Source organism: Gulosibacter sp. 10 (assembly GCF_900163695.1).
Classification (GTDB): domain Bacteria; phylum Actinomycetota; class Actinomycetes; order Actinomycetales; family Microbacteriaceae; genus Gulosibacter.
The window spans coordinates 37,460-53,520 of record NZ_FUIC01000020.1 but is presented as its reverse complement, the minus strand read 5'-3'; the positions used below and the strand labels follow the sequence as shown (position 1 = coordinate 53,520).

The following is a 16,061-nucleotide window of genomic DNA, read 5'->3' as shown; positions in this document are numbered from 1 at the left end:
GCTTATCGCTGCGAGCGTCTCAATCGGCGGTCGAGTGCTGCACGTGTGTTCTGTTCTCTCCGGCTTCCGGTCGGATCAATCCGCGAAGGGCCCCCGGGTCTCGAGCAAAGAGAAAAGGTAACTGAAGTGGTATTCGCAGTTGTGCGCGCCGGTGGCCGGCAAGAAAAGGTCGAGGTCGGCTCGGTTCTCACGATGAACCGTGTCGCTGCCGACGACAAGGGCAACGTGAACCTTCCCGCCCTGCTGCTCGTCGACGGTGACAAGATCACCAGCGACGCAGAGAAGCTCGCGAAGGTTTCCGTGACCGCAGAAGTGATCGAGGACCTCCGCGGCCCGAAGATCAGCATCCAGAAGTACAAGAACAAGACCGGGTACAAGAAGCGCCAGGGCCACCGCCAGGAGCTCACCCGCGTCAAGATCACCGACATCAAGTAGCCCGAGGAGCGATTCAGGATGGCAACTAAGAAGGGCGCGAGCTCGACCAAGAACGGTCGCGACTCGAACGCGAAGCGCCTCGGCGTGAAGCGTTTCGCAGGCCAGGAAGTCAACGCGGGCGAGATCCTCGTCCGCCAGCGCGGCACCCGCATGCACCCCGGTGCGAACGTGGGCCGCGGCGGCGACGACACCCTCTTCGCACTCGCCGGTGGCACCGTCGAGTTCGGGAACAAGGGGCGCCGCAAGGTCGTCAACATCGTCACCGGCGAATAAGCCGGATCGTGTTGCGCCGAGCCCGCCGGGCCGGCACTGCTGAAGAGGGGCGGAGCATCTCCGCCCCTCTTCGCGTATCTTTACGGATCTGTCCGCGTGTGGAGAACCTTGGGGGAATCGATGACCACGTTCGTAGATGAGGTGAGGCTGTATCTGCGCGCCGGCGACGGCGGCAACGGCTGCATGTCGATCCGCCGCGAGAAGTTCAAGCCCCTCGCGGGGCCGGACGGCGGGAACGGCGGCGACGGCGGCGACATCGTGCTCATCGCGGACCCGGACATCACCACGCTGCTGAGCTACCACCATTCGCCGCACCGCCGCAGTGAGTCGGGCGGCTTCGGCTCGGGCGACTACCGCAACGGCACCAAGGCCGCCGATCTCGAGCTGCCCGTGCCGGTGGGCACCGTGGTCCGCGACGCCGACGGCGAGGTGCTCGCCGACCTCGGCGAGGCGGGCATGCGGCTCGTCGTGGCCGAGGGCGGCCAGGGCGGCCTCGGCAACAACGCGCTCGCCAACAGCAAGCGCAAGGCGCCCGGATTCGCGCTCCTCGGCACGCCGGGGGAGGAGACCGAGGTCGTCCTCGAGCTCAAGACGGTCGCGGACGTCGCGCTGGTCGGATACCCCTCGGCCGGCAAGTCCTCGCTCATCGCCGCGATGAGCGCCGCGCGCCCGAAGATCGCCGACTACCCCTTCACGACGCTGCACCCCAACCTCGGGGTGGTCGACTCGGGCGACACGCGGTTCACGATCGCCGACGTGCCCGGCCTCATCGAGGGCGCGAGCGAGGGCAAGGGGCTCGGGCTCGAGTTCCTGCGCCACGTCGAGCGCTGCTCGGTGCTCGTGCACGTGCTCGACTGCGCGACCCTCGAGCCGGGCCGCGACCCGCTCAGCGACCTCGACGTGATCCTCGCGGAGCTCGAGGCCTACGAGGTGCCGGCGGGGCAGACGCCGCTCACGGAGCGCCCCGCACTGGTCGTGCTCAACAAGACCGACATCCCCGACGGCGAGGAGCTCGCCGCGTTCGTGCAGGCCGACCTCGAGGAGCGCGGCTTCCGCGTGTTGCACGTGTCCGCGGTGAGCCGCCGCGGGCTGCGCGAGCTCGGCTTCGCGCTCGGCGAGCTCGTCGAGCAGGCCCGAGCCGAGCGCGCCGAGGCCGAGGAGATCAAGCCGCGCGTGGTCATCCGGCCGCGCCCGGCCCGCGAGCAGGCCTTCGAGATCCGCGTCGAGGGCGGCACCTGGGGCAACGTGTACCGCATCCTCGGCCGCAAGCCCGAGACCTGGGTCAGGCAGTGCGACTTCCAGAACGACGAGGCGGTGGGCTACCTCGCCGACCGCCTGGCGAAGCTCGGCATCGAGGATGCGCTGGTCAAGGCCGGCGCCCAGGCCGGCTCGACCGTCGTGATCGGCCCCGGCGACGGCATCGTGTTCGACTGGGAGCCCACGCTCGCCTCGGCGGCCGAGGTCATGACCGCGCACGGCACCGACACGCGCCTCGACGAGCCCACCCGCGCCACGCGCAAGGAGCGCAAGGCCGCCTACCACGAGTGGATGGACGCGAAGGCCGCGGCCCGGGCCGAGCTCGAGGCCGAGCGCGAGGCGGGGTTCTGGACGGACGAAGAGCCCTCGAAGAACGGCTAGGATGGAGAACATGTTCGCGCTTGCCCCAGTAGCCCAGGCCGTCGAGGAAATGGTTGTCACCCCCGGCCCGATGATTTTCCCGCCCTTCGTGTTCGGCGTCGCGATGCTGGTGCTGCTCATCGTCGTGATGGGCATCACCTTCTCGTTCCGCAACATGGCGGCCTCGCACCCCAAGCGCTCGCGCATCACCGTCTACGAGCCCGTCGGCCACCCCGGCCACCCGATCATCGAACCCGCCGAAGAGGACGCCAAGTAGGGCGATCCCTGGCATTGTGACGCCGATCAATCAGGGCGCCCTCCGAACCCGACGTCGTCGGATCGGCATCATGGGCGGAACGTTCGACCCGATCCACAACGGACACCTCGTCGCGGGCAGCGAAGTCGCCCAGCACTTCGACCTCGACGAGGTGTTCTTCGTGCCGACGGGCAACCCGTACATGAAGTCCGGGGTCTCGCCGGCCGAGCACCGCTACCTCATGACGGTGATCGCCACGGCCTCCAACCCGCGCTTCAAGACGAGCCGCGTGGACATCGACCGTCCCGGGCCGACGTACACGATCGACACGCTGCGCGACATCAACGAGCGCGTGCCGAACGCGGACCTCTTCTTCATCACCGGCGCCGACGCGATCACGCAGATCCTCGAGTGGAAGCAGGCGTCGGAGATGTTCCGCCTCGCGCACTTCGTCGCGGTCACGCGCCCCGGCCACGACCTCGAGCTCGAGGGGCTGCCGGACGAGCACGTCTCGACCCTCGAGATCCCGGCCCTCGCGATCTCGTCCACCGACTGCCGCACCCGCGTGCGCCAGGGCAACCAGGTCTGGTACCTCGTGCCGGACGGCGTCGTGCAGTACATCGCCAAGACCAACCTCTACCGCCCGGCCGGCGAAGACGACTAGTCCGCCGCCACCCAGAATCCTTAGGAGACCACCCCGCATGACGGCAAGCGAACGCGCCCTCGAACTCACCCGTCTGGCCGCAGCCGCGGCCGACGACCGCTCCGCCTTCGACCTCGTCGCGCTGGATGTGAGCGAGAACATGCCGTTCGCGGACACGTTCCTGCTCGCCTCGGCTCGCAACGAGCGCATGGTGCTGTCGATCGCCGAGGAGATCGAGGATCGCCTCCGCGAGGACCTCGGCGTCAAGGCCGCCCGCCGCGAGGGCACCGACGCCGCCCGCTGGGTGCTGCTCGACTTCGGCGACCTGGTCGTGCACGTCTTCCACGAGGAGGATCGCGCGTACTACGGGCTCGAGCGCATCTGGGCCGACGCGCCCGTCGTCGAGCTGCCGACCGCCGAGGAGGCGCAGGGCTCCGAGGAGCGGCGGGGCGAGGGGGAGTAGCCCCTATCCGGCGGGGTCGAAGACCTTGCCGGGGTTGAGCAGGTTCAGCGGATCGAAGACGCCCTTGATCCGCCGCTGCAGGTCGAACTGCTCCCGGCCCAGCTCGTCCTCGAGCCAGCGGCGCTTGAGCAGGCCGATGCCGTGCTCGCCGCTCAGCGTGCCGCCCAGCTCGAGGGCCATCGAGAACACCTCGGCCGCCGCATCCCAGATGCGCTGCGGCACCTCCTCGCCCCGGAACGCGAAGGTGGGATGGAGGTTGCCGTCGCCCGCGTGGCACGTGGTGGGGATGGGCACGTCGTAGCGGGCCTCGATGTCGCGGATGCGCGCGTAGGCCTCGGCCATCCGGTCGCGCGGCACCGCGATGTCCTCGATGAGCAGCGTGCCGAGGGCCTCGATCGCGGGGAACGCCCCGCGCCGCAGCGCCCAGAGCCGCTCGCTCTCGGCGGGATCGGTCGTGCTCGTCACGCGTGCTCCCGCGGCCTCGAGGAGCGCCCGGATGCCGTCCGCGGCGTCGAACGCGCCCGCCCCGTCGCACTGCACGAGCAGGTAGGCGTCGCAGCCGGAGGCGAGATCGCCGCCGGTGCGCCGGTCGATGCACTCGAGGGTGCGCCGGTCCATGAGCTCCATGATGGCGGGCACGTGCCCGCGGGCGGTGACGGCGGCGGCCGCGGCGGCCGCATCCTCGAGCCGGTCGAAGAAGGCGCCGAGGGTGACCGGCTCGCCCGCCACTGCGGGCTGCAGCTTGAGCGTGCACTCGACGATGATGCCGAGGGTGCCTTCGGAGCCGATCATGAGGGCGCACAGGTCGTAGCCGGTGACGCCCTTGACGGTACGGTGGCCGACCTCGATGAGCCGGCCATCGGCGAGCACGACCTTGAGCGCGAGCACCGCCTCGCGGGTCACGCCGTACTTGGCGCACAGCAGCCCGCCCGCGTTCATCGCGATGTTGCCGCCGACGGTGGAGATGTCCTTGCTGGCGGGATCGGGCGCCCACCAGAGGCCGTGCGGGGCGAGCGCGGCGTTGAGCTCGCCGTTGAGGATGCCCGGCTCGACGACCGCGAGCCGATTCTCGGCCGAGATCTCGAGGATGCGGCGCATGCGGGTGAGATCGACCACGAGCTCGCCGGGGCCGGCGACGGCGCCGCCCGCCAGGCCCGTGCCGGCGCCGCGGGTGACGATGGGCGTGCGCGTCTCGGTGGCGATGCGGCAGATCGCGCGCACCTCCTCGACGGTCTCGGGCAGCGCGACGGCGAGCGGGAGGCCGGGGGAGCGGTGGCCCGAGCGGTCCGCGGTGTACGCGGCCAGGGTCTCGGGATCGGCCGCGACGCGGCCGGGGAGCGCGGCCTCGAGGCGGGCGAGGGGAGCGGATTCGGGCATAGCGGCCTCCGGGTTCGGGCGGGTCCTGCGCATCCTATCGGCCCGGTCGGCGCTCCCGCCGCGGGTGCCCTATCGTTGCACCGTGGATCCGTTTCGCTTCACCCTCCGGCAGCTGCAGCATTTCATCGCGGCCTCCGAGGCCGGCACGGTGACGGGCGCGGCCGAGCGCGTGCACATCTCGCAGGCGGCGATGTCGCAGTCGCTGAGCGAGCTGGAGCGGGCGGTGGGGCAGCAGCTCATGGTGCGGACGCGCTCGCACGGCATCCGGCTGACCTCCTCGGGGGTGCGCTTCCTCGGCGACGCCCGGGAGCTCGTGGCCCGGGCCGCCGACGTGCAGCAGGAGATGTCGGATCGCGCCGAACGGCTTATCGGCCCGCTCGACATCGGCTGCTACACGGCCGTGGCGCCGTTCTGGATCCCGTTCATCGCGGAGCACTTCATCGTGGCCAATCCGGGGGTGGACGTGCGCATCGTGGAGGGCGACGGGAAGGCGCTGCAGCGGCAGATGCTCGAGGGGCAGCTCGACGCGGTGATCACGCACACCGAGCACCTCGTCGACGGGGTGCGGCACGAGGTGATCCGCCGCGGCGAGGGGTACGCGCTCGTGGCGCCGGACCACCGGCTGGCCGGGCGCGAGGCGGTGCACGTCTCGGAGTTCGGCGACGACGACTTCGTGCTGCTCGACGTCCCGGCGGTGCGCGAGGCGCAGCTGCCCAAGCTGCGGGCCGCGGGACTCGAGCCCCGCATCCGCTGGCGCTCCACCAGCTTCGAGGCCGTGCGCGGCCTCGTCGCGCGGGGGCTGGGGTGGAGCGTGCTCGTGCAGCGGCCGCCCGTGGACGTGTCCTACGACGGGCTGCCGCTCACGACCATCCGCCTGCTCGACTTCACGCCGAGCGACATCTGCATCGCGTTCGTGCAGCAGCGGCACAGCCGCCGGCTCGCGGAGCTCATCGACCTCTGCCGGCGCGAGGGCGCGCGCCTCGACGGCCTGAGCCCGTCGGAGCGCGCGCCCGGGGCCTCGGACTAGCGCATCTCGCTCTCGAGGTCGGCGTCCCGGCCCTCCTTGACGAGCAGGGTCGCGAGCCCCGCGAGGAGGTACACCGCGATCCAGACCGCGGCGATGAGCCAGAGCGAGCCGCCGGCGAAGGCGGCGAGCGCCGAGGCGATCATGGGCGTGAACCCGGCGCCGAGCGTCGAGGAGGTCTGGTACACGAGCGAGGAGCCGGTGTAGCGGATGCGGGTGGGGAAGAGCTCGGCGCAGAACGCGCCGAAGGGGCCGAAGATCGTGCCCTGCACGAATCCCTGGGTGAGGATGAGGGCCAGCGCGAACGCCCACAGCATGCCGAGGTCGAGGAGGAGCATCACGGGGAAGGCGACGAGGGCGCCGATGAGCATGCCGACGATCATGATCGGGCGGCGCCCGATGCGGTCGGAGAGGCGGGCGGCGAACCACACGACGATGACGGTGGACGCGGCGCCGAGGGCCTTGACCCACAGCACGTGGGTGGAGTCGAGGCCGTCGTCGATGACGTAGGAGACGGCCCACACGGTCATGAGGCCCTGCACGGTGTAGGAGCTCATGCCGGCGAGGATGCCGAGCGCGAGGTTCTTCGGGTACTTGGTGACGACCTCGAGCAGCGGGATCTTCCGCTCCTCGGCCTTGTCCTCGAGCTTCGCGAAGAGCGGCGACTCGTGCACCTTGAGGCGCACGACGAGGCCGATGAGGACGAGCACGGCGCTGAGCAGGAAGGGGATGCGCCAGCCCCAGCCGATGAACTGGTCGTCCGGCAGCATCGTGAAGACGGACATGACGATGGTCGCGAGGATCGCGCCGGCGGGGCCGCCCATGTTCGCGAAGCTGGCGGCGAATCCGCGGCGCTCCTTCGGGGCGTGCTCGAGGGCGATGAGCATCGCGCCGCCCCATTCGCCGCCGACGGCGATGCCCTGGACGACGCGGAAGACGGTGAGCAGGACTGGCGCGGCGATGCCGATCACCGCGGTGGGCGGGAGCAGGCCGATCGCGACGGTGGTGCCGCCCATGATCATCATGGACATGACGAGCACGCCCTTGCGGCCGATGCGGTCGCCGAAGTGGCCGAAGACGACGCCGCCGAGGGGCCGGGCGACGTAGCCGACCGCGAGGATCGTGAAGGAGAGGAAGAGCCCGAGGCTCGGGTCGAGGTCGACGAAGAACACCTGGCTGAACACGATCGAGGAGGCGGTCGCGAACAGGATGAAGTCGTAGAACTCGATCATCGAGCCGAGGAAGCTCGAGGCGAGGATGCGCCGCATCATGGTGGTGTTGAGGGAGGTGGAGATCGCCTCGGTGCTGATCTCCTGGCCTGCCGGGGTGGGGGATTTCACTATGCGCCTACCTTAATGGGAGAGGTGTGGATGCCCGCGTCCTTGCGGGTGAAGGGGATGGAGTCGAGGTCGTCGGGGATGAGGAACTCGCCCGCGAAGCGGTCGCCGAGGTCCTCCCAGCGCCGCGCCGGGGTGTTGCCGGGCACGAGGTGGTGCAGGGCGAGGCGGCTCGCGCCGGCGCGCTCGGCGAGCCCGATGGCCTGCTCGGGGCTGGTGTGCGATCGGCGGTGGTGGTCGATCGAGGCGAGGTCGGCCTCGGCGGGGCTGTCGCCGTACCGGGCCCGCACCCAGTCGAAGTCGATGGCCTCGTGGAGGAGGAGGTCGGTGCCGCAGGCGAGGGTGACGAGGTTGTCGGTGGCGGTCGTGTCGCCCGAGATGGTGACGGATCCGGCCGCGGTGTCGAAGCGGAAGGCGAAGGCGGGTGCGACGGGCGGGTGCTCGACGAGGACGGCCGTGACGGCGACGAGCTCGTCGCGGTAGATCTCGAAGGGCGCCATGCCGGCGGGGGTCGGGTTGTCGTTCGGGTGGTAGCCGATGCCCTCGGGGATGCGGATGTCCTCGGCGGCGAAGCAGTCGAGCGGCGAGGGGCGGAGGGCGTCGAGCACGCGGTCGTTGAAGTCGGTCGCGTAGGCCTGCACGATGGAGCCCACCATCTCGGCGGTGCCGGGGGTGGGGTTCTCGGGGCACACGGGCGCGGGCGGCGTCTCGGCCCGGTCGGAGACGGGCGGGAGCGCGCCGCGGTTGCCGGGGCCGATGATGCGGATGGGATCGGCGGCGCGGGTGTCGCGCTCGTAGAGGCCCATGAGCAGCAGGCTCGGGATGTCGACGGTGTGGTCGGAGTGGAGGTGGGTGATGAACATGGCGCGCATGTCGTCGAAGGCGAGGCCGGCGCGCTCGAGCTGGCGGCCGACGCCGAGGCCGGCGTCGACGAGGTAGAAGGCCTCGCCCACCTGCACGGCGGTGGCGATGCCGTGGCGGTGCCGGCCGGTGCGCGAGGACCACCAGCGGGGGCCGCCGGCGGTTCCGAGCGTGATGACGCGGGGGCTCAGGTCCTCTGAGGGCAATGCGACTCCTTCGTCTGCGGTGGTGCGGCGCCGGTCGATCCGACGTCCGAACACCACTGTCCTCACCCCGATGAGAGAAGTAAAACGGAATTCCCCGAATTAGGTCATCGGTTTTGCTTATGCAGCGGCGGGCTCGCCGGGTGGTAGCGTCGGGCTCTGTATCGCCCGGCATCGAAGGACGGATCCACCGTGAACCACACCCCCAGCACCGACTCCCGACGCAACTGGCTCGGACTCATCCTGCTGGGGCTGGCTGTGGGCACCGCGTCGGGGCTGTTCGGGGTCGGCGGCGGGATCATCATCCTGCCGGTGCTGGTGTACCTGCTCGGCTACGAGACGAAGAAGGCGGCGGGCACCTCGCTGCTCGCGATCACGGTGCCCTCGCTGGTCGGGGTCGTGACGTACTCGCTCGATGGGAACGTGGACGTGCTGCTGGCGGCGCTGCTGGCGGCCGGGTCGATCGTCGGGGCGCCGATCGGCTCGTGGCTGCTCGCGCGGCTGCCGAAGCGGGCCGTGCAGTGGGCGTTCATCGGGTTCCTCGTGATCGTGATCGTGTCGCTGTTCCTGGTGGTGCCCTCGCGGGACTCGGTGGTGCACGTGGACTGGTTCACGGGGGCGCTGCTGGTGCTGGTCGGGCTCGTGACGGGCGTGACGGCGGGGCTGATCGGTATCGGCGGGGGAGTGATCGTGGTGCCGGTGATGGTGCTCGCGTTCGGCGCGAGCGACCTGGTGGCGAAGGGCACGTCGCTGCTGATGATCATCGCGACGGGGCTCTCGGGCACGGTGTCGAACATCCGGCACCGGAACGTGGACCCGGTGGGGGCGCTGACGATCGGCGCCTCGGCGGGCGTGGTGACGCCGCTGGGGGTGTGGCTGGCGGGCGCGCTGACGCCGTTCGCCGCGAACATCGCCTTCGCGGTGTTCCTGGTGCTGGTGATCGTGCGGATGGTCGTGGACGCGTGGCCGCGGCGCTGAGCCCGGCGCGGCGCTGAGTCGGGCGCGGCCCGATTTGCGCGCGCGCCGTATTGCTGTGTATATTCGTTGAGTTGCTTCCGCAGGGAGGCGAGAACAGAATACGGGCCTGTGGCGCAGCTGGTAGCGCATCTGCATGGCATGCAGAGGGTCAGGGGTTCGAGTCCCCTCAGGTCCACAACGAGGAAGCCCCTCGACTTCAGCACGGCGGAAGTCGAGGGGTTTGCTCTTGTCTATGGCAGGGCGGTCCGGTGTCGGCGAAGACGCCCCCCGACCCATCCGCTTATGGGCGACGAGCGGGCCCCTCGACTTCAGCACGGCGGAAGTCGAGGGGTTTGCTCTTGTCTATGGCAGGGCGGTCCGGTGTCGGCGAAGACGCCCCCCGACCCATCCGCTTATGGGCGACGAGCGGGCCCCGGCGTGTGCCGCATATCTTCGCATTCGGTCAGGTGCCGATTACGGCTCAGGCCACACGAGGAGCCGCCGGCTCATTCGGCCCATGACCGGTCCCGGCAAGAGCCGAAGCGCGGCGGTGCGAAGTCCGGCGGTCAGCGCGCCCGCCGCCTGCACCGCCGCGCCCGCGGCGCGCGAGCGCCGCATGACCGCGCTCGTGCGCGGCTGCCGGAGGGCGCAGTAGCGTTCGAGCGCCGCGTCGATGCCGCTGGGCGCCGCATCTCGCAGCAGATGCACCAGCGTCGCCGCATCCTCGATGCCCTGTCCGGCGCCCTGCCCGAGGTTCGGCGTCATGGCGTGGGCGGCATCGCCCATGAGCACCACGCGGCCGTGGACGAATGAGCGCAGCGGCTTCGCGAGGTCGTAGATGTCGTGGCGCATCACGCTGTCGGCGGGAGTCGCGTCGATGCAGCGACGCACCGATTCGTGCCAGCGGCCGAACTTGATGCGGAGGGTGTCGCCCTCGTTCCGGAACACGGCATCGGCCGGAGCGTTCAGCGTCGCATACCAGTACACGCGGCCGTCCGGGAGGGGGACGCTGCCGAATATCCGGCCGCGGCCGATGGTCTCTCCGGCCGCGCCGTCGAGGTCCACGGGCTCTGCGGTGACGCCGCGCCAGGCCGTGCAGCCGGCGTAGCGGAGCCCGGTATCGAGGCCGAGCGTCTGCCGGGCGCGGCTGCGGATGCCGTCGGCGCCGACGACGAGGTCGAACTCCTCCGTCCGCTCCCCGACGGTGACGCGTGCGCTCCCGTCCTGCGGTACCGCCGCGGCCGCGCCGGTCCGCAGCGTGCCGGGCTCGAGGCGGCCGGCGAGCGCGCGATGGAGGTTGACGCGGTGCACGCTGCGCATGGCGGCCACCGACCGCTCGGGCACGGCGAGCAGCCACCTGCCGGAGGGATCGCGGAAGCCGGAGCGCAGGTCGCGGAGCGCCTCGCTCGAGACGGCCCGCACGCCGTCGCCGAGCCCGATGAGATCGAGCGCTTCGAAGGCGTTGTCGAACAGGGTGAGGCCGGCGCCCACCGGGCTCGGATCCTCGCGCCGTTCGAAGATCACGACGTCGTGCCCGGACCGCTGCAGCCCCGCCGCGGCCGTCAAGCCGCTGATGCCCGCCCCGATGACCGCGATGCGCATGATGAGCTCCTGTTCCGGGTCGCGTGCTCCCCGTCAGGGAGAGGCCTCGACCAGTCTGGCAGCTCGTGCATGAGCGCGGCGCCCTCTGTCGCAGGGCGAAGGCTGCCTATTCATCGGGGCGGCAGGCTGACCCCGACCAGCTCGAATGCACGGGGTTTGTGCTCGGATGGCAGATCGGATTACCGGCCTAGAAGAACTTCCTGAGGTATTCGCGGAGCCCCGGATCGCATACGTAGACGTAGGTGCCGAGAATTCCGCGGGTGAGGAGGACGGTGTAGACGTTCTTGACGTATTGCAGCAGGTCCTCATCCGAGTAGACGATGCCGAGCCGCGGATTGTTCTCGCGGCCTTTCTTATCGTGGTATTCCGCGCGATCGAAGATGATCCGTTCGGTTTCCGGCTCGTAGCGGAGGTCCTGGCCGATGATGACGCCCGCGTAGTTCAGGTCGTAGCCCTGGACCGTATGGATCGAGCCCACTTCGTCGATGGAGTCGGGAGAGCTGATCCAGTCCCGCTGGGTCGAGTTCCAGCGCAGACGCTCTCCGTCGAGCTCGATGTCGAAGGCTTCCGCATCGGCTTTACTGCGCCATGGCCAGGCATATCCGGCTACGAGGCGCGAGAGCCCGTGCTCCTGTTCGCGATGCAGGATCTCCCTTCGCATCTCGCCGAGGTCGGTGAAGAACCGGAGGTCGTATCCGTCGAAGCGTTCGCGCTCGTCGGGCCGGGTATCGCCGAGCACCGCGCGGATGTATCCGACATAGTCCTGTTCGGCGGCGATGCGCATCTGAGAGCGCAGGGGATAGAGGCGATCATTCGCGGATGCTTCTGCGACGAGCGCGCGCGTGGTCCGTGCGGGGAGGTCGGCGGGGCGGACGCTCTGACCGATATCGAGCATGAGGATCGTGTGCGCGCTCTGCTTCCTGATCCAGTCCAGCTGCGTGAGATTCGGGTCGTCGGCTCCGAAGAGCTTCCTATTGATATCGGCGAATTTCGTGTTGAGCTTGCCGGAGGCCTGATTCGCACGCTGATTGAGCCGGTGCGCTTCGTCCACGATGAGCAGGTCGAACGGCTCGTCGCTTTCTCCCACCGTGAACGGCGTCATCACGAGGTCCTTGTGCAGCCCGGGTGTGAGCTTGAAGACTCGGGAGATGGACTCGCGCAACGACTGCTGCGGGACGACGATGCCGACCTTCAGCCTCGCGAGAAGCTCGGCATGACCAGGGCTGAAGAAATCGCTGAAGATCGAGTCGCTATCCAGCGGTTCTTCGGGGTCGTGGCGCTTGATGTCCTCGAGCAGCTTCAGCAGATAGATCGCGACGACGGTCTTCCCCGTGCCGGGATTTCCCTGCACGACGACCGTACTGGGCTCGCCCTTCTCGATATCGGCGAACAGTCCCTCGAGGATGTCCTCGACGGCGGCGGCCTGGTCGCGGTTCAGCGCCTTGAACGGGGAGAGCTTGAACAGATCGCTGTTGATGATCTCCGGCAGGGTGCGCTGGAAGAGGTGCTCCTGCGTCCGGAGCTCCTCGAAGACCTCGTCGAACGTCTTCTTATAGGTTTCGCGGTCGTAGTAGTCGGCATCGGTGATGCCCGCGTTGTGGTTGAGGACCTGGAGCTGTCCGTCGCCGGAGAACATCCGGATGAGGAACGACTCGAGATCGAGGCAGGCCGACTTGTTGAACGTGTCGTCGAGCACCACGCGCACCCAGCTCAGGCGCCTCTTCTCCTCGGAGTCGAGGTGCTGACGCATTCGGCTCTCGACGTTGAGGGACTCGCCGACGTAGACCTCGCGATCGTTGTTCATCACATACACGACCGGCCAGTTCCGGTGCCTCGAGTCGGTGGCGCCCCACGCTCGGACCTTATCGGCGGCGAAGGGGAACCGCTCGAGCTTAAAGTCGGTCATATTTCGTGCTCCGGCCTCGTGCCTTGTCGACCGGGTACTTCTCTCCCGTCTTCACGAGCTTCTCGGCGACGATCGTGTCCGGATCGAGCCCCAGCCGGTCGGCGAGCAGCAGGCAGTAGGTCAGCACATCCGAGAGCTCGTCTTTCGCGGACGCGAGATCCGCCTCGCCCCACTGGAAGCATTCGAGAAGCTCAGCCGCTTCGATGCTGATGCTCTTCGCCAGATTCTCGGGTGTGTGGAACTGCTGCCAATCGCGCTCGGCGACGAACTCGCGCAGCGCATCGAGAACGGGTTGCTCATCCATGACGATAAAACTACCAACCGCCACGGACGACGGGCCGCCCCCGTCAGGCGTCGGATCGCTGCGGCTGCCGGGCAGCGCATCGCTCTCCCTCGCCCGACGGGTCTTCAACACGCACGACGGACGTTGAATCTCGGGCCCGGGACGCGGAACAATGGCGTCATGACGGGACCAGACCACGAACGCCCCCGCGCGATCCAGGTCCGCGGCGCCCGCGTCCACAACCTCCGCGACATCGATGTGGACGTGCCGCTCGACACCCTCGTCGCCATCGCGGGGGTGTCCGGCTCGGGCAAGTCCTCGCTCGCCATGGGCGTGCTCTACGCCGAGGGCTCGCGCCGCTACATCGAGGCGCTCTCCACCTACACCCGCCGCCGCATGGGGCAGGCCGCGCGCGCCGACGTCGATCGCGTCCGCCACGTGCCCGCCGCCCTCGCGCTCCGGCAGCGCCCCGGCATCCCCGGCGTGCGCTCCACCTTCGGCACCTCCACCGAGCTCCTCAACGTGCTGCGGCTCATGTTCTCCCGCCTCGCCTCCCACGTCTGCCCCAACGGGCACCGGCAGCGGCCCACCCTCGCCGTCGCCGCCGAGGAGCCCATCACCTGCCCCGTCTGCGGCGCGAGCTTCGAGGCCCCCGGCGCCGAGGCCCTCGCCTTCAACTCCGCCGGCGCCTGCCCTGCCTGCGAGGGCACCGGCACCGTCCGCGAGGTCGACGACGACGCCCTCATCCGCGACCCGGGCATGACCATCGACGACGGCGCCGTCATCCCGTGGCAGATGTTCGGCTTCAACGTGCAGCCCCAGATCGCCCGCGAATTCGGCGTGCGCACCGACGTGCCCTGGCACGACCTCCGCGACTGGGAGCGCGAGATCGTCCTCGACGGCCCCGAGGAGAAGAAGCACATCGCGGTCGCCTCCAAGAAGGGCCTCCACGAACTCGACTTCACCTTCCGCAACGCCCGCCTCACCGTCACCGAGGAGCTCAAGCGCGCCACCGACGAGAAGCGCCTCGCCCGCGTCAGCCGCTTCCTCATCGAGCGCGAATGCCCCGAATGCCGCGGCACCCGGCTCTCGCCCGCCGCGGCCGCCCCGCGCATCGGCGAGCTCGGACTCGCCGACGCGACCGCGAAGACCCTCGACGACCTCGTCGCCTGGGCCGCCGAGGTCCCAGGCAGCCTGCCCGCCGAGATGCGGCCCATGGCCGACACCCTCGTCGGCACCCTCCTCGGCATGGCCCGGCGCCTGCTCGACCTCGGCCTCGGCTACCTCGCCCTCGACCGCGCCGGCGCCTCCCTCTCCACCGGCGAACGGCAGCGGGTGCAGCTCGCCCGCGCGGTCCGGAACGAGACCACCGGCGTCCTCTATGTGCTCGACGAGCCCTCGATCGGTCTCCACCCCTCCAACATCCGCGGGCTGCAGGGCGTCATCGCCGATCTCCTCGACGAGGGCAACTCCGTCGTCATGGTCGACCACGACCCGCTCGTGCTCCGCGAGGCCCGGCACCTCATCGAGATCGGCCCCGGCTCCGGCAGCGAGGGCGGCACCGTCGTCGCCACCGGCACCGTCGCCGAGCTCGACCGCAACCCCGACTCCCGCATCGGCCGCTACCTCACCGGCCGCGAGCAGGCGCGGGTGCGCACCGCCGCACCCGAGGCCGCGATGTTCGAGCACGGCACGATCGCCCTGCGCACCGCGCCCGTCCACACCGTGCACGCCCTCGACGTCGCCGTCCCGCGCGGCCGGCTCACCGTCGTCACCGGCGTCTCCGGATCGGGCAAGAGCACGCTCGTGCTCGACAGCCTCGTGCCCGCGCTCCGGGCGGAGGACGACCGCGCCCGGCCCGCGCACGTGCTCGACATCGACCCCGGAGGCATCGAACGGGTCAACGTCGTGGACGCCACCCCGATCGGCATCAACGTCCGCTCCACCGTCGCCACCTACAGCGGCGTGCTCGACGACCTCCGCCGCGCCTACGCGCGCCTCGACTCCGCCCGGGCCGACGGCCTGGGAGCCGGGGACTTCTCGTACAACACCGGCTCCCTGCGCTGCCCGCGCTGCGAGGGCACGGGCGAGATCACGCTCGACGTGCAGTTCCTGCCCGACGTGGACATCCCCTGCACCGAGTGCGGCGGCCGCCGCTACGGCCCCGACGCGGATGCGCACCGCCGCCCCTCGGCGACGGGGGAGGGCGCGCTCTCGCTGCCCGCCCTGCTCGCCCTCACCGTGGCCGAGGCTATCCCGCACGTGGACGACATGCGCAAGGTGCGCTCGCGGCTGCACGCGCTCCGCGACGTCGGGCTCGGCTACCTCACGCTCGGCGAGGCCACGCCCGCGCTCTCCGGCGGCGAGGCGCAGCGCCTCAAGCTCGCCGCCGAGCTCGGCAAGGCGCAGACGCGCACGCTGTTCGTCTTCGACGAGCCCACCGTCGGCCTGCACCCCGACGACGTGCGCGTGCTCGTACGGGTCTTCCAGCGGCTGCTCGATCAGGGCGGCACCGTGCTCGTCATCGAGCACGACCTCGACATGATCGCGAACGCCGATCACCTCATCGACATGGGCCCCGGCGGCGGCGCGGAGGGCGGGCGCATCGTCGCCACCGGCACGCCCTCGCGCATCGCGCGGAATGCCGCAAGCATCACGGGGCGGTATCTCGCGGATGAGGCGGGATGAGTCGCGGCGGGTATCCTCCGTCGCACGAGAGAGCCAAACCGCTTGCCCGGGGCCGCGGCCTCGGTCACACTCGGAGGCACGGACCGGATGCCGGGCGATGGGGCCCGGACGATCGGCCGTCCAGGATGAGCAACGG

The 16,061-nt window shown here is 70.1% G+C and carries 15 protein-coding genes and 1 tRNA gene; 10 read left to right on the top strand and 6 right to left on the bottom strand.

What is annotated here, in order from left to right:
* Window positions 1–126 precede the first annotated feature (126 nt).
* The 6 genes from rplU (at window position 127) to rsfS (ending at window position 3,687) form a co-directional block, all read left to right on the top strand.
* The gene (rplU, locus tag FM112_RS08020) at window positions 127–435 is read left to right on the top strand and encodes a 50S ribosomal protein L21 (RefSeq protein ID WP_087006211.1); all 309 of its coding nucleotides are present in this window, start codon (window positions 127–129) and stop codon (window positions 433–435) included.
* 18 nt (window positions 436–453) lie between these two features.
* Window positions 454–708, top strand: coding sequence for a 50S ribosomal protein L27 (gene rpmA / locus FM112_RS08015; protein WP_087006206.1), 255 nt, complete (start codon window positions 454–456; stop codon window positions 706–708).
* Between the two features lie 120 nt (window positions 709–828).
* Window positions 829–2,346, top strand: a complete 1,518-nt coding sequence (gene obgE / locus FM112_RS08010; protein ID WP_087006202.1) for a GTPase ObgE — start codon at window positions 829–831, stop codon at window positions 2,344–2,346.
* A 10-nt stretch (window positions 2,347–2,356) separates the two neighbouring features.
* The gene (locus FM112_RS08005; RefSeq protein WP_140400628.1) at window positions 2,357–2,602 is read left to right on the top strand and encodes a hypothetical protein; all 246 of its coding nucleotides are present in this window, start codon (window positions 2,357–2,359) and stop codon (window positions 2,600–2,602) included.
* Window positions 2,603–2,627: 25 nt separating this feature from the next.
* Window positions 2,628–3,245, top strand: a complete 618-nt coding sequence (gene nadD / locus FM112_RS08000; RefSeq protein ID WP_254910419.1) for a nicotinate-nucleotide adenylyltransferase — start codon at window positions 2,628–2,630, stop codon at window positions 3,243–3,245.
* Window positions 3,246–3,282: 37 nt separating this feature from the next.
* A complete protein-coding gene (rsfS, locus tag FM112_RS07995) occupies window positions 3,283–3,687 on the top strand; it encodes a ribosome silencing factor (RefSeq protein ID WP_087006191.1) in 405 nt (134 codons plus the stop codon).
* 3 nt (window positions 3,688–3,690) lie between these two features.
* On the opposite strand, the gene FM112_RS07990 is transcribed toward rsfS, so the two are convergent.
* The gene (locus tag FM112_RS07990; RefSeq protein WP_087006187.1) at window positions 3,691–5,064 is read right to left on the bottom strand and encodes an FAD-binding oxidoreductase; all 1,374 of its coding nucleotides are present in this window, start codon (window positions 5,062–5,064) and stop codon (window positions 3,691–3,693) included.
* Window positions 5,065–5,146: 82 nt separating this feature from the next.
* On the opposite strand from FM112_RS07990, the gene FM112_RS07985 reads away from it, so the two are divergent.
* Window positions 5,147–6,091: a LysR substrate-binding domain-containing protein gene (locus FM112_RS07985; RefSeq protein ID WP_176386736.1), complete on the top strand. Its 945-nt coding sequence runs from the start codon at window positions 5,147–5,149 to the stop codon at window positions 6,089–6,091.
* On the opposite strand, the gene FM112_RS07980 is transcribed toward FM112_RS07985, so the two are convergent.
* Together FM112_RS07980 and FM112_RS07975 are read right to left on the bottom strand one after the other, a co-directional pair.
* The gene (locus FM112_RS07980; RefSeq protein WP_254910416.1) at window positions 6,088–7,428 is read right to left on the bottom strand and encodes an MFS transporter; all 1,341 of its coding nucleotides are present in this window, start codon (window positions 7,426–7,428) and stop codon (window positions 6,088–6,090) included. The two genes, FM112_RS07985 and FM112_RS07980, sit on opposite strands and share 4 nt — an antisense overlap.
* Window positions 7,428–8,492 (bottom strand): MBL fold metallo-hydrolase, encoded by a 1,065-nt coding sequence (locus FM112_RS07975; protein ID WP_087006181.1) that lies wholly within the window; start codon window positions 8,490–8,492, stop codon window positions 7,428–7,430. Before FM112_RS07975 ends, FM112_RS07980 begins: the two co-directional genes overlap by 1 nt.
* A 189-nt stretch (window positions 8,493–8,681) precedes the next feature.
* Between FM112_RS07975 and FM112_RS07970 the strand changes: the two genes are divergently transcribed.
* Both FM112_RS07970 and FM112_RS07965 read left to right on the top strand, forming a co-directional pair.
* Window positions 8,682–9,467, top strand: coding sequence for a sulfite exporter TauE/SafE family protein (locus FM112_RS07970; protein ID WP_087006177.1), 786 nt, complete (start codon window positions 8,682–8,684; stop codon window positions 9,465–9,467).
* Window positions 9,468–9,569: 102 nt separating this feature from the next.
* A tRNA-Ala gene (locus FM112_RS07965) sits at window positions 9,570–9,642 on the top strand.
* A gap of 278 nt (window positions 9,643–9,920) precedes the next feature.
* Here FM112_RS07965 and FM112_RS07960 read toward each other — a convergent pair.
* The 3 genes from FM112_RS07960 to FM112_RS07950 form a co-directional block, all read right to left on the bottom strand.
* Window positions 9,921–11,048, bottom strand: coding sequence for an FAD-dependent oxidoreductase (locus tag FM112_RS07960; protein ID WP_087006174.1), 1,128 nt, complete (start codon window positions 11,046–11,048; stop codon window positions 9,921–9,923).
* 187 nt (window positions 11,049–11,235) lie between these two features.
* Window positions 11,236–12,954, bottom strand: coding sequence for a DUF2075 domain-containing protein (locus FM112_RS07955; RefSeq protein ID WP_087006170.1), 1,719 nt, complete (start codon window positions 12,952–12,954; stop codon window positions 11,236–11,238).
* A complete protein-coding gene (locus tag FM112_RS07950; RefSeq protein ID WP_087006167.1) occupies window positions 12,941–13,258 on the bottom strand; it encodes a nucleotide pyrophosphohydrolase in 318 nt (105 codons plus the stop codon). The genes FM112_RS07955 and FM112_RS07950 overlap by 14 nt, the downstream gene beginning before the upstream one ends.
* A gap of 159 nt (window positions 13,259–13,417) precedes the next feature.
* On the opposite strand from FM112_RS07950, the gene FM112_RS07945 reads away from it, so the two are divergent.
* Window positions 13,418–15,925: an excinuclease ABC subunit A gene (locus tag FM112_RS07945; RefSeq protein ID WP_087006164.1), complete on the top strand. Its 2,508-nt coding sequence runs from the start codon at window positions 13,418–13,420 to the stop codon at window positions 15,923–15,925.
* The last annotated feature ends 136 nt before the right edge of the window (window positions 15,926–16,061 follow it).

Bases quoted from the DNA above. Each gene is read 5' to 3' on its own strand.
- FM112_RS08005 (WP_140400628.1), top strand. From the start codon at position 2,357: ATGTTCGCGCTTGCCCCAGTAGCCCAGGCCGTCGAGGAAATGGTTGTC.
- FM112_RS07960 (WP_087006174.1), bottom strand. From the start codon at position 11,048: ATGCGCATCGCGGTCATCGGGGCGGGCATCAGCGGCTTGACGGCCGCG.
- FM112_RS07950 (WP_087006167.1), bottom strand. From the start codon at position 13,258: ATGGATGAGCAACCCGTTCTCGATGCGCTGCGCGAGTTCGTCGCCGAG.
- FM112_RS07955 (WP_087006170.1), bottom strand. From the start codon at position 12,954: ATGACCGACTTTAAGCTCGAGCGGTTCCCCTTCGCCGCCGATAAGGTC.
- rsfS (WP_087006191.1), top strand. From the start codon at position 3,283: ATGACGGCAAGCGAACGCGCCCTCGAACTCACCCGTCTGGCCGCAGCC.
- rpmA (WP_087006206.1), top strand. From the start codon at position 454: ATGGCAACTAAGAAGGGCGCGAGCTCGACCAAGAACGGTCGCGACTCG.
- obgE (WP_087006202.1), top strand. From the start codon at position 829: ATGACCACGTTCGTAGATGAGGTGAGGCTGTATCTGCGCGCCGGCGAC.
- FM112_RS07945 (WP_087006164.1), top strand. From the start codon at position 13,418: ATGACGGGACCAGACCACGAACGCCCCCGCGCGATCCAGGTCCGCGGC.
- FM112_RS07990 (WP_087006187.1), bottom strand. From the start codon at position 5,064: ATGCCCGAATCCGCTCCCCTCGCCCGCCTCGAGGCCGCGCTCCCCGGC.